We start from the raw sequence: 14,266 nt of genomic DNA on the forward strand, positions 1-14,266 counted from the left end.
CGGCGCCCCGACGCATTGCAGGTGGCCGTGTCCGACCTGCCCAAGCGCGGTGCCCAGGTGCACGCGTGGATCGCGGCGGACGTGTCGCAACTCGACGCGCTCGATGCGAAGGTGCATGGCCTCGTCTCCGGCAAGCCGGTCCACGTGCTGGTGAACAACACCGCGGGCCCGCCCGGCGGCGCGGCGAACGCGGCTTCGCTGGACGCCTACCGCGATGCTTTCGACCGGCACCTGCTGGCGAACCAGGTGCTGGTGCAGGCCGTGCTGGCCGGCATGCAGGCCGCGCGCTGGGGCCGCATCGTCAACGTGATCTCGACGTCGGTGCGCGAGCCCATCGCGGGCCTGGGCGTCTCGAACACGATCCGGGGGGCGGTCGCCAGCTGGTCCAAGACGCTCTCGCGCGAACTGGCCGCGGCCGGCATTACGGTCAACAACGTGCTGCCCGGTTACACCGAAACATCGCGCCTGTCGCAGATCCTCGGCGACCGGGCACGCGCGGGCGGGCAAACGGAAACCGAGGTCGCCGATGCGATGCGGCGCACCGTTCCCGCGGGCCGTTTCGCCGCACCGGCCGAGATCGCCGCCGCCATCGCGTTCCTGTGCTCGCCCGCGGCCGGCTACATCAACGGCGTCAGCCTGGCGGTCGACGGCGGCCGCATGCAGTCGATCTGAGCAAGCCCGCGACATGCGCTCCGCTAAGCTGTCGACATGCGCCTGAACCACTGGATCGCCGGACAGTCGACACCGCCGCGCTCGGCGGCATGGATCGACGTGCACGAGCCGGCGACCGGTCGCGTCTTCGCGGAAGTCGCCGCCGGTAATTCGGCGGACGTCGAAGCGGCCGTCAGTGCCGCCCGCGATGCTTTCCCTGCGTGGGCATCACTTCGCAACAGCGAGCGTTCGCGGTGGCTGGAGCGGTTGGCCGATGCGATCGAGGCACGCAGCGAGTCGTTCGCGACCGCCGAAGCGCGTGACGCCGGCAAGCCACTGCGGCTCGCGCGAAACATCGAGATTCCCCGAGCCATCGCCAACCTGCGCTTCTTCGCGCACGCGGCTACGCAATTCGCGAGCGAGTCCCACCATGGCGAGGCCGGGCTCAACTACACCTTGCGTGCGCCGTTGGGCGTCGTCGCGGCGATTTCGCCGTGGAACCTGCCGCTTTACCTGCTGACGTGGAAGATTGCGCCGGCGCTGGCGGCAGGGAACACGGTGGTCGCGAAGCCGTCCGAAGTCACGCCTTGGACGGCGACGATGCTCGGCGAACTGGCTGCGGAGATCGGCTTTCCCCCGGGCGTGCTCAACATCGTGCACGGGCGCGGCACCGAGGCCGGCGAGCCGCTTGCGACCCATCGCGACGTCAGGGCCGTCACGTTTACCGGCAGCACGGCGGTCGGTCGCCGCATCGCCACGCTCGCCGCTCCAATGCTCAAGAAGGTCTCGCTCGAGCTGGGCGGCAAGAACGCGACGCTCGTCTTCGCCGACAGCGCGTGGCGCGACCACCTCGACACGCTCGTCCGCTCGGCGTTCCAGAACGCGGGCCAGATATGCCTCTGCGGTTCGCGCGTCCTCGTCGAACGATCGATCCACGACGAATTCGTCGACGCGTTCGCCGCGCGCGTGCGAGCGCTTCGCGTCGGTGACCCGCTCGATGACGACAGCGACACCGGGCCGCTAGTTTCGCAAGCGCAGTTCGACAAGGTCACTGCCGCCATCGCCCGCGCGACCCGCGAAGGTGGCGCGATCGTCTGCGGCGGCAACACGGTGCAGCGGCCCGGCTGGTTCGTCGAGCCGACCGTCATCACCGGGCTCGGGCCCGAGTGCGCGACCAATCGCGAAGAGATCTTCGGCCCCGTCGTCACCGTCCAGCCATTCGACGACGAAGCGCATGCGCTGGCGCTGGCCGACTGCGGCGTCTACGGCCTGGCCGCTTCCGTGTGGACGCGCGACCTCGGCCGTGCGCATCGCGTCGCCGCCTCGTTGCGCGTCGGCATGGTCTGGATCAACACGTGGATGCAGCGCGACCTGCGCACCCCGTTCGGCGGCACCGGCGCTTCGGGCCTCGGTCGCGAAGGCGGCTGGGAGGCGATGCGATTCTTCACCGAACCCAAGAACGTCGGTATCTGCATGGAGAACTGCGAATGACGGAAACCCTCAGCGACCTGCTTGCCCGCAACCGAGACTGGGCCGCGCGCATCGAGCTCGAAGACCCCGGCTTCTTCGCGCAGCTCTCCCAGCAGCAGGCGCCGGAATTCCTGTGGATCGGCTGCTCCGATTCGCGCGTGCCGGCCAACCAGATCATCGACATGGCGCCGGGCGAGGTCTTCGTCCACCGCAATATCGCCAATGTCGTGGTGCACACCGACCTCAACTGCCTGTCGGTCATCCAGTTCGCGGTGGACGTGCTCAAGGTGCGTCATATCCTTGTCGTCGGACACTACGGTTGCGGCGGCGTGCATGCAGCGCTGACGCAGCGTCGCGTAGGGCTGGCCGACAACTGGATTCGCCACGTGGCTGACGTCGCCGAGAAGCACGGCGCGCGGTTGGCCGCGTTGCATGACGAGCATTCGCGCCACGATCGCCTGTGCGAGCTCAACGTGCTGGAACAGGTCGTCAACGTGTGCCAGACGACGATGTTGCAGGATGCATGGGCGCGCAAGCAGAGCGTGACCGTGCACGGGTGGGTCTACCGGCTGGAAGACGGGCTGGTGCGCGACCTCGGCCTGCACGTCGACGGCGCCGTCGCGCTGGCCGATGCCTATTCGCAGGCCCTTGCCCACGTCGAGTCACCGGAGCGAAACGCATGAACGACAGCATCATCCTCAAGGACAACGCGCCCCGCCCCGTCGGTTCCTACCCGCATGCGCGGCGCGTCGGCAACATGCTGATCATGTCCGGCATCGGGCCGCGCGACCCGGATACCAACCAGGTCAGTGGCGACGTGCGTGACGCCGAAGGCAAGCTGATGAGCTACGACATCGAAGCGCAGTGCCGCGCCGTCTTCCGCAACGTGCGCAACGTGCTCGGCGCCGTCGGCGGCACGCTGCACGACCTGGTCGACGTCACCGTCTACCTCACCGACCTCCCGCACGATTTCCGCGTGTTCAACGAGATCTGGGCCGAATACTTCCCCGAGCCTGAAAGCGCGCCATGCCGCACCACCGTCGGCGTGAGCTGGCTGCCGACGCCGATCGCGGTCGAGATGAAGTGCATCGCGGTGTTGCCCGGATGAGCCTGCCCGGCCCGATCGACCTGATGGCATGGGTGGACGCGAACCGCGGCCTGCTGCAGCCGCCCGTGGGCAACAAGTGCATCGTCGATGGCGACTACATCGTGATGGTGGTCGGCGGCCCGAACGCGCGCACGGATTTCCATTTCGAGGACGGTCCGGAGTTCTTCTACCAGCTCGAAGGCGAGATGGTGCTGCGTGTACAGGAGGATGGCGCGGTGCGCGACATCCCGATCCGCGCCGGCGAAATGTTCTACCTGCCGCCGCGCGTGCCGCACAGCCCCCAGCGCAGCGCGGGAGGTGTCGGGCTGGTGATCGAGCGTCGCCGGCTGGCGCACGAACAGGACGCGTTGATGTGGTTCTGCGAGCGCTGCAACACGAAGCTCTACGAGGAGTTCTTCCACCTCGTGGACATCGAGCAGGACTTCTTCCGCGTCTTCGAGCGCTTCTATCGCGACGACGCGCTTCGTACCTGCACGAGCTGCGGACACCTGAATCCGCGACCGGGCCGCTACGAGATGCAGGCCGACTCCGAAGCCGACATCACCTGACGCATGCTCAAGATCGACACCCATGCGCACTACCTTCCGCGCGACTGGCCCGACCTCGCGCGCAAGTACGGCGACGCACGCTTCCCGGTAATCCACCACACCGACGACGGCCGCCACCGCATCTACAAGGACGGCCGTTTCTTCCGCGAGATCTACAGCAAGACATGGGATCCGCAGGAGCGCATCGACGACTACGCGCGCTTCGGCGTGCAGGTTCAGGTGATCAGCACCGTCCCGGTGATGTTCAGCTACTGGGCGAAGCCGCAACACGCCCTCGAGCTGCACCGGGCACTCAACGACCACATGGCGCAGGCGGTGAACGATTTCCCGCGCCACTACGCGGGCGTGGGCACGGTACCGCTGCAGTCGCCGCGCCTTGCCGTCGAGGAACTCGAGCGCTGCATGGACCAGCTGGGCCTGCAGGGCGTGCAGATCGGCAGCCACGTGGGCGACTGGAACCTGGACGCGCCCGAGATGTTCGAGTTCTTCCAGGCCGCGAGCGACCTCGGCGCGGCGATCCTCGTGCATCCGTGGGACATGATGGGCAGCGAGTCGATGCCGAAGTACTGGCTGCCGTGGCTCGTCGGCATGCCCGCCGAGCAGTCGCGCGCGGCCTGCAGCCTGATCTTCGGCGGCGTGCTGGAGCGGCTGCCGAAGCTGAAGGTCTGCCTCGCCCACGGCGGTGGCTCGTTCCCGTACACGATCGGCCGCATCGAGCACGGCTTCAACATGCGGCCCGACCTCGTGGCCACCGACAACCCGCGCAATCCACGCGATTACCTGTCGCAACTGTTCTTCGACTCGTGGGTCGCCGACCCGCGCGCGCTGCGCTACCTGCTCGACACCTGCGGCGTGGACCGCGTGATGCTCGGCACCGACTACCCGTTCCCGCTCGGTGAGCAGCAGCCTGGCGCCGGAATCGCAGCCCTGGACCTGACGCACGACGAGCAGGCACGGCTCTACCACGGGACCGCGCTCGACTGGCTCGGCCTGACTCCCCACCGCTTCGCCTGAGCCCCGATGACAGACCTCTTTTCCGACGCGCACGCCGCGGCGCTCGACGCGGCCGATCTGCTGCGAGGGTTCCGCGACGAATTCCTGCTGCCCCGCCACGACGGCGCGCCGATGGCGTACTTCGTGGGCAATTCGCTCGGCCTGCAACCGCGCGGCGCGCGTGCGCACCTGGAGACCGCGCTGCGCAAATGGGAGGACGAAGCCGTCGAAGGGCACTTCACCGGCGATGCGCAATGGATGACCTACCACGAGCTCGTTCGCGACCCGCTCGCACGGTTGGTCGGCGCCAAGCCTGTCGAGGTCGTCGCGATGAACACCCTGACAGTGAACCTGCACCTGCTGATGGTCAGTTTCTACCGCCCGACCCGCGAGCGGCCGGCAATCCTCATCGAAGCGGGCGCGTTCCCCTCCGACCGGCATGCGACCGCGTCGCAGGTCGAGTTCCATGGTTTTGATCCCGCCACCGACCTGATCGAAGTCGCCGCCGACGAGCCGAACGGGACTATCTCAATCGCAGCCGTCGCGCGCGCCATCGAGGCCAACCGCGACCGCCTGGCGCTGGTGCTGTGGCCCGGCGTGCAGTACCGGACGGGCCAGGCGTTCGACCTCGCGGAAATCGCTCGCCTCGGACATGCAGCGGGCGCCATGGTGGGTTTCGACCTCGCGCACGCGGTTGGTAACCTCGAACTCGCGCTGCACGACAGCGGCGCGGACTTCGCCGCGTGGTGCCACTACAAGTACGTGAATTCGGGCCCGGGCGCGGTGGGCGGTGCATTCGTCCACGAACGCCACTCACGCGCCGACGTGCCAAGGTTCGCCGGCTGGTGGGGGCACGACCCCGCGTCGCGCTTCCAAATGGGGCCGGAGTTCGTGCCCGCCGAAGGCGCCGACGGCTGGCAGCTCAGCAATCCGCCGATCCTCGCGATGGCTCCGCTGCGCGCGTCGCTCGAACTGTTCGATCGTGCGGGCATGCCGGCACTGCGGCGGAAATCCCGGTCGCTTACGGGCTATCTCGGACAGCTGATCGACGCGCGGCTTGCGGACGTGCTCGAAATCGTCACCCCGCGCGATCCAACAGGGCGCGGCTGCCAACTCTCGCTCCGTGTGCGCGGCGGGCGCGACCGCGGGCGCGCGCTGTTCCAGGCGCTGGCGACACGCGGTGTGCTCGGCGACTGGCGCGAGCCGGACGTGATCCGGATCTCGCCCGCGCCGCTCTACAACACGCACGCGGACGTGCTGCGCTTCGTGCGCGAGGCCGAGCGCTGGGCGGCGGACACCCTCTGATTCGCGCCGCGCGATCGGCATCGCACGTCACTGGCGTGGGCGGCCAACGCGACGCCCGACCCGCGCACTACACTCGGCCCACGACGACCGGACGGACCCGCCCGTGAACGATACCGCGCGACACATCACGATCATCGGCGCCGGCCTCGCCGGAGCACTGCTCGGCACGCTGCTCGCTCGCCGCGGCTGGCGCGTCGACGTCTACGAGAAGCGCGGCGACCCCCGTCGCGCCGGGTATGCCGGCGGGCGTTCCATCAACCTGGCGCTCGCCGAACGCGGCCGCCACGCACTGCGACTCGCCGGTGCCGACGAGGCAGTGATGCGTCATGCGGTGATGATGCGCGGCCGCATGGTGCACTTCCCCGACGGCCGCACGGAGCTGTTGCGCTACGGGCGAGACGACAGCGAAGTGATCTGGTCGGTACACCGCGGTGGATTGAACGTGGCGTTGCTCGACATCGCACAAGCCGCGGGCGTGAACCTGCATTTCGACCGCGGCCTTGGCGGCGTCGACTTCGACCGTCGCGTCGCAAAGGTCATGGACCCGGATGGCGCAGCGCACGACGTTCCCTACGAATCGCTCGTGGGCGCCGACGGCGCCGGCTCCGCGCTGCGCGATGCCATGTCGCGACAGACCGATCTCGGCGAACGCATCGAGAACCTCGGCCACGGCTACAAGGAACTCGAAATACCCCCGGCCGCCGACGGCGGCTTCCGCATCGAACCCAACGCGCTGCACATCTGGCCGCGGGGCCGATACATGTGCATCGCGCTGCCGAATGACGAGCGCACGTTCACCGTGACGCTTTTCCTGCCGAACGAGGGCGAACCGAGTTTCGAAACGGTGCGCACAGGTGCCGATGCACGAGCCTTGTTCGAGCATGATTTCGCCGACGCGTCGCCGCTGATCCCGGATCTGGAGCGCGACTTCGACCAGCATGCGACCGGGCTTCTCGCCACGCTGTACCTCGACACGTGGACGCGCGGTGGCGACGCCGTGCTGCTCGGGGACGCCGCGCACGCGATGGTGCCGTTCCACGGCCAGGGCATGAACTGCGCGTTCGAGGACTGCGTGGCGCTGGCCGAGCACCTCGACCGGACGGATGACCGTGCCGCCGCGTTCGCCGCGTTCCAGTCCGAGCGCCTGCCGAACGCGCGCGCCATCCAGCAGATGGCGCTGGAAAACTACCTGGAGATGCGCGACCGGGTGGGCGACGACGAGTTCCTGCTCCAGCGCGCACTCGAACAGGAGCTGGCGGCGCGGCACCCGGACCGGTTCGTGCCGCGCTACGCGATGGTCACCTTCATGCGCATTCCGTACGCGACGGCGCTGGCGCGCGGGCAGGTGCAACGCGCCCTGCTCGCCGAAGTCACGCAGGGCCACGACTCGCTGGACACCATCGACCGTGCATGGGCCGACCGGCTGGTCGAAGAGCGGCTGCCGCCGCTCGGGAAGGCTGCGTGAGTCAGAGTTTCCTTTTCTACGACCTCGAGACGTTCGGCGCCTGTCCGCGTCGAAGCCGGATCGCGCAGTTCGCCGGCATCCGCACCGACACCGACCTGAATCCGATCGACGACGACATCAGCTTCTACGTAAAGCCCGCGCGCGACCTTCTCCCCGCGCCCGTCGCCACCCTGATCACAGGCATCTCCCCGCAGCAGGCGTGCGACCTCGGCGTCAACGAAGCCGAGGCCTTCGCGCGGGTGCACGAACAGATGATGCGGCCGGGCACGTGCTCGGCGGGCTACAACTCGCTGCGTTTCGATGACGAGTTCGTACGGCACGGGCTGTTCCGCAATTTCTACGACCCGTACGAGCGCGAATGGCGCGGTGGCAACTGCCGCTGGGACCTGCTGGACGTCATGCGCCTGGCGCATGCGTTGCGACCGGACGGCATCGAGTGGGTCTATCGCGCCGACGGCACGCCGGCATTCACCCTCGAAGGCCTGGCGGCCGCCAACGGCGTCCGCGTCGGCGACGCCCACGAGGCGCTCAGCGACGTACGCGCCCTGATCGGCCTGTCGAAGCGCCTGCGGGAGGCGCAGCCTCGCCTTTGGGACTATTGCCTCAAGCTTCGCGACAAGCGCTACGCCGCGAGCCTGCTCGACGTCGTCGCGATGACGCCGGTGCTGCACGTGTCACAGCGTTTCCCCGCGAGCCGCCTGTGCGCGGCGCCCGTGCTGCCGCTGGCCTTGCATCCGCGCATCGGCAACCGGGTGATCGTGTTCGATCTCATGCAGGACCCCGCGCGACTGATCTCGATGTCCCCCGAGGAGATCGCCGGCCGCCTCTACGTCCGCCAGGACGAACTGGCCGAGGGCGAGGAGCGAATCGCGCTGAAGGAGGTCCATCTGAACCGCTGCCCGGCGCTGGTCGCATGGGCTCACCTGCGGGACGCCGAGCTTGCGCGCATGCGCATCGATGCCGCGCGCGTGGACAGGCACGCAGCGCTTCTCCGCGATAACGCGGACGTGGTCGTCGAGAAGCTGCGGCGTGTGTACGCGTCCATGCCGGACCGCACAGCATCCGACTGCGATGCATCGCTTTACGACGGGTTCCTGCCGGAAAGCGACCGGGCACGATTTGCCGACATCCGCGGCACGCCGCCGCAGCATCTCGGCGCTGCAACGTTCGACTTCAAGGACGCGCGCCTGCCCGAACTGCTGTTCCGCTATCGCGCGCGCAACTGGGACGAGGGGCTCGGCAGCGACGAGCGCCAGCGCTGGAACGCGTATCGCCGCCAACGGCTCTCGGACAACGCGCAGTCCGAACATTCGTTCACGTCCTACTTCGACGAGGTCCAGGCGCTTCGCGACGCGCGCGGCGACGAACCCGGCGTTCGCGACCTGCTCGACCGACTCGACGCCTGGGGCCGCGACCTTCAGTCCGAGCTCGCCTGACCGTCGCAGCTACGCCCGTCGCGCGAATCGCCACCGCCGATCGGGTAGCGGCATCGACGGGCGACACCCCGTGGCAGAGTAGCCGCGGGGATCCACCGGCCGAAGCCATGCAGTCAGCACCGTCCGCGCGCGCAAGCGCCTGCAGGCGCGCCACTTCGCGCGCCGTGTCGCGCCTGCGCGCGTGCACGGCGGCGGCGCTGCTCGTGCTCTGTGGCACCGCGTCCGCCCACTCGCTGGGCGATGACTTTGTCGAAGCGTGGACCACGCGCGACGGACTTCCGCACAGCACCATCAACGGCATCGGACAGACCTCCGATGGCTACCTCTGGCTGGCGACGTGGGAAGGCATCGCGCGCTACGACGGTCACGAATTCCGGCTGTACCGACGCACCGACATCGCCGGCCTCGGCGACGACAGCGTTCGCGCGCTGCATGTCGGCCCGAGGGGCGACCTCTGGGCCGGGAGCGCGCGCGGGGGCATCGTCCGATGGCACGCGGGCCACTGGGATTCGCGCCCACCCGTCGGCGGTCTGGTCACCGATCTGCTGGAGGAACGGGGTGGGCGGTTGTGGGTGGCAACCGGGCGCAGCGGCGTCGTGCACATCGAGCGGGACGGCACGCGCGGATCCGTGCGTGCGGCGCAGGGGCTGCCCAGCGACACGGTGAATGCGCTCGCTCGAGACGCGCGCGGGACGATCTGGGTGGCGACGAGCCAGGGGTTGGCGACACTCACCACCCGAAGCGCCCAGAAGTATTCGGGTGCAGGACTGCCCGCCGGCCCGGTCTTCTCGCTTTTCGCGATGCCGGACGGCCGACTGCTCGTCGGCACCGAACACGGGGCGTACGTCGGCGATGCGCGGTCCTTCCAGCCCTTGCACCCCGCCCTGACGACACAGACGGCGACCCGCGTGTGGCGTGACGCCGACGGCATCGTGTGGGTCGGCACCAACAACGCCGGTCTCGCGCGCGTCGACGGCGATCGCGTCGAGTGGCTCGACGCCCGCCACGGGCTACCGAACAACCGCATCCTCGCCGTCCAGCGCGACAGCGAGGGCAGCCTGTGGGTGGGCACCAACGGAGGCCTCGTGCGCCTGCGGCCCGCGCCGATCCATACGTTCACGCGGCAGGACGGACTTGCCGACGATTTCGTGCGATCAACATTGGCCGCGCGCGACGGATCGCTGTGGATCGGCAGCGGGCAAGGACTCGATCGTGTCGATCCCGTGTCCGGAAACATCAGCCACGTGGGCTTCGGCACGCATCTGGCCGACGTTTCGGTGCTCTCGCTCGCGCAGGATCGCAACGGCGACATCCTGGCGGGCACCTTCCACGACGGGCTCCTGCGCATCCACGACGGCACGGTGGTCGATTCGGTCTCGATGGCCCAGGGCCTTCCCTCCAACGAGGTCCGCGCAGTGCTCGCCGCACGCGATGGCCGCCTGTGGATCGGAACCAAGCAGGGCGTGGTGGTGCGCGATGCGACCCGCCTTCTCGCCTACGGCGCGAAGGAGGGCCTGCCCGCCGAGTTCGTGCAGGCGCTCTACGAGGACGCGAACGGCGCGATCTGGGTCGGGACGAGTTCCGGCATCGCCATCATCCGAGACGGTCGCGTAGTCGCGCCCGACCTGACGGCCACGGATGCGCAGTACGTGTATTCGTTCCTGTCCTCGGCCGACGGCCGTGCGGTCTGGGCCGCCACCGACCGCGGTCTGCTGCGTGTCCCGCTGGCTGGTGGTGCGGCGATGCGTATCGATCGATCGAATGGGCTGCCGTTCGAAAAGATCTTTGCTGCGATCGTCGACCGCGCGGGCCGGCTGTGGCTCACCGGCAACGACGGTATCGCCCGGCTCCGCATGGCCGACGTCGAAGCGGCTGCCGCCGGCACAGGCCGCCGCGTGGACGCACACCTTTTCGGTCGCGCCGACGGCATGGCGTCGGCGCAGGCCAACGGCGGTTCGATGCCCGCGGCCGCGCTGGATTCGAGCGACCGGCTGTGGGTGGCGACCGCGATTGGCGTCGCGCGAGTGGACCCGTCTGCGGCCGCGCGCACTGCCACCCGACTGCCGCCGGTGGCGATCGAGCGCTTCGAAGTGGACGGCCGCGAGTTCGACCCGTCCGCCGTCGGCGAACTTCCACCCGGCGACCACCGCATCGTGGTGCGGTTCGTGGCGCCCACGCTGCTGAATGCGCAGCGGGTGCGTTACCGCTATCGGCTCGACGGCATGTCGCGCGCGTGGGTGGACCTCGCTGACAGCCGCGAAGTGCAGCTGACGCACCTCGATCCCCACGCCTTCCGGCTGCGTCTGCAGGCCTCCGTCCCCGGGCAGCCCGGCATGGTCGAAACAGACGTCGACTTCCGCATCCAGCCGTACTGGTGGCAACGGCCGGCCGTCTGGCTGGCCGGCTTCGTGCTCGCGATCATCCTGCTCGCGGCCGCCTATGCCGGTCGCATCCGCCAGCTGCGCAGAACCGAGCGCCGGCTCCGTGCGCTGGTCGACGATCGCACCGAGGCGTTGCAGGTGCAGACGCGGATCGCCGAACGACTGGCGCGCACCGACACCCTGACTCGGCTCGCGAACCGGCGCGCGCTCGACCTTGCGCTCGACGACCAGCTCGTCGATATCGCACAAGGCCAACCGATCTGCCTGGTGCTGGTCGACGTGGACGGCTTCAAGCCCATCAACGACCTGCACGGCCACGCCGCCGGTGACCTGGCGCTGCGCGCAGTCGCCGACGTGATCCGTGCGCACGCGCGCGAGCAGGACGTGGCGTCGCGTTGGGGCGGCGATGAGTTCGCGCTACTCCTCGTGGGCTGCACGCTCGAGCACGCGATCGCCGTGGCCGAGCGCATCCGCGTGGCGGTGGCAGCGTTGGATCCGGCGACGTTCGCGCCCGGCCTTTCCATTTCCGCGAGCATTGGCGTCGCATGCAGCGGAACCGGCAGCCGCCAGTTGAGCCTGCGCTCGCTGGTGCCGCGTGCGGACGAAGCGCTGTATCGCGCCAAGCGCGACGGCCGCAACCGCGTGCGCGCCGCGCTGGAGCCCGACCTGGTGGTTTGATCGAAACGCGCGTGCGCCTGCGGATACGCGCATGGTGCGCTGTGCGGCCGAACTGCGGCGGATGCCGGCGCGCACCGGATCGCAACGTGCTGCGGGTGGACGTGCCGCAGCACGGCGCTGCCCACGCCGACGCGGACGTGACTGGACTCGAATATCGGGCTCCTCACGCGCCTCCCCTACCCTAGCTGGATTCCGGAGGCCCCATGAAGAAGCTGTTCGCGCTGGTTCTAGTCGTCGTGCTCGCCTTGGGCGCGTATGTGGCCGCAGGCCCCTTCATCGTCGTGCGCTCGATCAGCCAGGCGGTCGATCGCGGTGACATGCGCACCCTGCAGCGCGACATCGATTTCGAGCTCGTGCGCGGCAGCATCAAGGCGCAGCTCGAGGACTACCTCGCCCGACGCATGGGCGACCCGCGTACCGACGGCCGCCTGAAGGCGCTCGGCCGGCAAGTGACGTCGACGATGACCGGTGGCGTCGTCGAAGCGCTCGCGACGCCTGCCGGGATCGGCGCGATCCTCGAAGGCAGCAGCGTGATACGCCGCGCGATGGGCTATCCACCCGAGCATTCGCAGGCCCCCGAAGCGCGCTTCGATCCGCTTCGTGGCGCGAGGTACCACTACGAGTCGGCGTCCCGTTTCACCGCGACGGTGCAGAACGCCGACGGCGTGCCCGTCGCGTTCGTCTTCAGCCGACAGGGACTCAGATGGCGGCTCACGGACGTTCGCCTTCCGGTCGACCAGCTGATCGCCAGCCTGACGCGCTAGGACCGGTTGTTGGCGACGCCGTGCGGCACGTGGCCTGCGGCGACGTGGTCACGCGCGGAGACGATGTTGTGTTCGGAGTCGTCGAAGAAGATGTCCGCGCCGAAGGCCTGCAGGAACGGGCCTTTCGGCCGCCCGCCGAGGAACAGCGCTTCGTCCAGACGGATACCCCACTCGCGCAGGGTGCGGATCACGCGCTCGTGTGCGGGCACCGAGCGCGCGGTCACGAGCGCAGTGCGGATCGGTGCGTCGTCACCCGTCGGGAACGCCTGCTGCAGGCGATGCAGGGCATCCAGGAATCCGCGGAACGGACCGCCCGACAGAGGCTCGCCCGCGCGTCGAAGTTCGTGTTCGGCGAAAGCCGCCAGCCCGCCCTCCCGTGACACGCGCTCGCCCTCGTCGTCGAAGATCACAGCGTCACCGTCGAACGCGATGCGTAGCTGGTCGGGGTTGCGCGATGCGGCCGCGCTGGGCGACGCCGTTGCGGAGGGCAGCAGCATTGCCGCAGCCACGCCCGCGTGCAGGGCGGATCGCACGTCTTCCCCGTGCGCGGACAGGAACAGGTCGGCGCCGAACGGGCGGACGTACGGATACGGCGGCGCACCGTTGCTGAAAGCGGCGCGGCGGATCGATAGCCCGTGGTGCGCGATGGAATTGAAGATGCGCAGGCCGGTGTCCGCCGAGTTTCGGGAGATCAGGATGACCTCGACGCGCGGCAATTCAGGCGGCGTGCCTTCATTGAGCCGCAGCAGCTTGCGCACCAGCGGGAATGCCACGCCGGGCGACAGCACGTCGTTCTCGCGGCCCCGCTGGTAATCGGCGTACGCCTCGAGGCCCTCGCGCTCGAACAGGCCATGGCCTTCCTCGAGGTCGAACAGCGTCCGCGAGGAAATGGCGACGATCAGGGGACGGGCATCGCGGTCGGGCATGCGTCCTATTGTGCACGCCGGGCGGCGGTCCACCGCGCGGTGACCGGGGTCCTGTGCCCACCGATCAGGCTGCGACCGCTTTGCCGCGTCCTGCTGAACACGGGCTTCGTCCCGCGGGGTGCGCCCGTTGATCCTGTTTGCGCGGCGACGTGCGGAACGATCCTTCGCGTTCGGTTCCGTTCGCGGCCGCTCGCCGCTCACGCTTCCCGCACGACGTTCGAGGCTCGGCGATGATGGGGCCCGGTCATGGTACCGACGGGTCGGCGCGTGTCAGGGGCTGGGTCTGCCGTACGTGCGGCCGTCTTCGTTCGGCCGGTACAGCGCGCCCTGGCGGTCGCGCAGCGGCGGCTCGTCGCGCTGCTGCCGCTTCGCGCGATCAGCACGAGTTTCGCACCGCGCTGGGCGGCCATCAGCGCAGTCGCCAGGCCGATGCCGCTGCTGGCGCCGGTGATCACCATCACCTGCGCGGAAACGGTTTGAGTTGTGCGTCCATCGGCGCCCCGTTGTCGGGCGGAACGATGGGCGACGCAGCGTTACGCGG

13 protein-coding genes are annotated in these 14,266 nt (G+C 69.2%); 11 read left to right on the forward strand and 2 right to left on the reverse strand.

All coding sequences use genetic code 11. The features are described 5' to 3' along the window. The 11 genes from FW784_RS03035 to FW784_RS03085 form a co-directional block, all read left to right on the forward strand. Positions 1-672: SDR family oxidoreductase (locus tag FW784_RS03035; RefSeq protein WP_149351889.1), on the forward strand; the 672-nt coding region annotated here is incomplete at its 5' end. A gap of 36 nt (positions 673-708) precedes the next feature. Further along, positions 709-2,142 (forward strand): aldehyde dehydrogenase, encoded by a 1,434-nt coding sequence (locus FW784_RS03040; RefSeq protein ID WP_149351890.1) that lies wholly within the window; start codon positions 709-711, stop codon positions 2,140-2,142. Beyond that, positions 2,139-2,804: a carbonate dehydratase gene (gene can / locus FW784_RS03045; protein WP_149351891.1), complete on the forward strand. Its 666-nt coding sequence runs from the start codon at positions 2,139-2,141 to the stop codon at positions 2,802-2,804. The genes FW784_RS03040 and can overlap by 4 nt, the downstream gene beginning before the upstream one ends. Continuing rightward, positions 2,801-3,229, forward strand: coding sequence for a RidA family protein (locus tag FW784_RS03050; protein ID WP_149351892.1), 429 nt, complete (start codon positions 2,801-2,803; stop codon positions 3,227-3,229). Before can ends, FW784_RS03050 begins: the two co-directional genes overlap by 4 nt. Then, on the forward strand, positions 3,226-3,777 hold the full coding sequence (locus tag FW784_RS03055; protein ID WP_149351893.1) for a 3-hydroxyanthranilate 3,4-dioxygenase: 552 nt from the start codon (positions 3,226-3,228) through the stop codon (positions 3,775-3,777). The genes FW784_RS03050 and FW784_RS03055 overlap by 4 nt, the downstream gene beginning before the upstream one ends. A gap of 3 nt (positions 3,778-3,780) precedes the next feature. Further along, the gene (locus tag FW784_RS03060; protein WP_149351894.1) at positions 3,781-4,791 is read left to right on the forward strand and encodes an amidohydrolase family protein; all 1,011 of its coding nucleotides are present in this window, start codon (positions 3,781-3,783) and stop codon (positions 4,789-4,791) included. Positions 4,792-4,797: 6 nt separating this feature from the next. Next, positions 4,798-6,075 carry a kynureninase gene (gene kynU, locus FW784_RS03065; protein ID WP_149351895.1) on the forward strand — a complete coding sequence of 426 codons (1,278 nt, stop codon included), beginning with the start codon at positions 4,798-4,800 and terminating at the stop codon, positions 6,073-6,075. 103 nt (positions 6,076-6,178) lie between these two features. Then, positions 6,179-7,540 (forward strand): FAD-dependent oxidoreductase, encoded by a 1,362-nt coding sequence (locus tag FW784_RS03070; RefSeq protein ID WP_149351896.1) that lies wholly within the window; start codon positions 6,179-6,181, stop codon positions 7,538-7,540. Further along, complete coding sequence (sbcB, locus tag FW784_RS03075; RefSeq protein ID WP_149351897.1) at positions 7,537-8,976, forward strand: exodeoxyribonuclease I; 1,440 nt, start codon at positions 7,537-7,539, stop codon at positions 8,974-8,976. The genes FW784_RS03070 and sbcB overlap by 4 nt, the downstream gene beginning before the upstream one ends. A 164-nt stretch (positions 8,977-9,140) precedes the next feature. Next, positions 9,141-12,035, forward strand: coding sequence for a ligand-binding sensor domain-containing diguanylate cyclase (locus FW784_RS03080; protein WP_205123548.1), 2,895 nt, complete (start codon positions 9,141-9,143; stop codon positions 12,033-12,035). A gap of 203 nt (positions 12,036-12,238) precedes the next feature. Then, entirely contained in the window at positions 12,239-12,799 is a 561-nt protein-coding gene (locus tag FW784_RS03085) for a DUF2939 domain-containing protein (protein WP_149351899.1), read from the forward strand. Here the strand turns inward: FW784_RS03085 and FW784_RS03090 are convergent. Beyond that, on the reverse strand, positions 12,796-13,725 hold the full coding sequence (locus FW784_RS03090; protein WP_149351900.1) for a 5'-nucleotidase: 930 nt from the start codon (positions 13,723-13,725) through the stop codon (positions 12,796-12,798). The genes FW784_RS03085 and FW784_RS03090 overlap by 4 nt on opposite strands. 197 nt (positions 13,726-13,922) lie before the next feature. Beyond that, the gene (locus FW784_RS14600; RefSeq protein WP_205123549.1) at positions 13,923-14,183 is read right to left on the reverse strand and encodes an SDR family NAD(P)-dependent oxidoreductase; all 261 of its coding nucleotides are present in this window, start codon (positions 14,181-14,183) and stop codon (positions 13,923-13,925) included. Between the last annotated feature and the right edge of the window lie 83 nt (positions 14,184-14,266).

This window comes from Cognatilysobacter lacus, assembly GCF_008274655.1.
GTDB classification, from domain to species: domain Bacteria; phylum Pseudomonadota; class Gammaproteobacteria; order Xanthomonadales; family Xanthomonadaceae; genus Cognatilysobacter; species Cognatilysobacter lacus.

Coding starts and splice junctions, on each gene's coding strand:
- FW784_RS03050 (WP_149351892.1), top strand. CDS start 2,801: ATGAACGACAGCATCATCCTCAAGGACAACGCGCCCCGCCCCGTCGGT.
- FW784_RS03040 (WP_149351890.1), top strand. CDS start 709: ATGCGCCTGAACCACTGGATCGCCGGACAGTCGACACCGCCGCGCTCG.
- FW784_RS03090 (WP_149351900.1), bottom strand. CDS start 13,725: ATGCCCGACCGCGATGCCCGTCCCCTGATCGTCGCCATTTCCTCGCGG.
- FW784_RS03055 (WP_149351893.1), top strand. CDS start 3,226: ATGAGCCTGCCCGGCCCGATCGACCTGATGGCATGGGTGGACGCGAAC.
- FW784_RS03085 (WP_149351899.1), top strand. CDS start 12,239: ATGAAGAAGCTGTTCGCGCTGGTTCTAGTCGTCGTGCTCGCCTTGGGC.
- FW784_RS03060 (WP_149351894.1), top strand. CDS start 3,781: ATGCTCAAGATCGACACCCATGCGCACTACCTTCCGCGCGACTGGCCC.
- can (WP_149351891.1), top strand. CDS start 2,139: ATGACGGAAACCCTCAGCGACCTGCTTGCCCGCAACCGAGACTGGGCC.
- FW784_RS14600 (WP_205123549.1), bottom strand. CDS start 14,183: ATGGTGATCACCGGCGCCAGCAGCGGCATCGGCCTGGCGACTGCGCTG.
- kynU (WP_149351895.1), top strand. CDS start 4,798: ATGACAGACCTCTTTTCCGACGCGCACGCCGCGGCGCTCGACGCGGCC.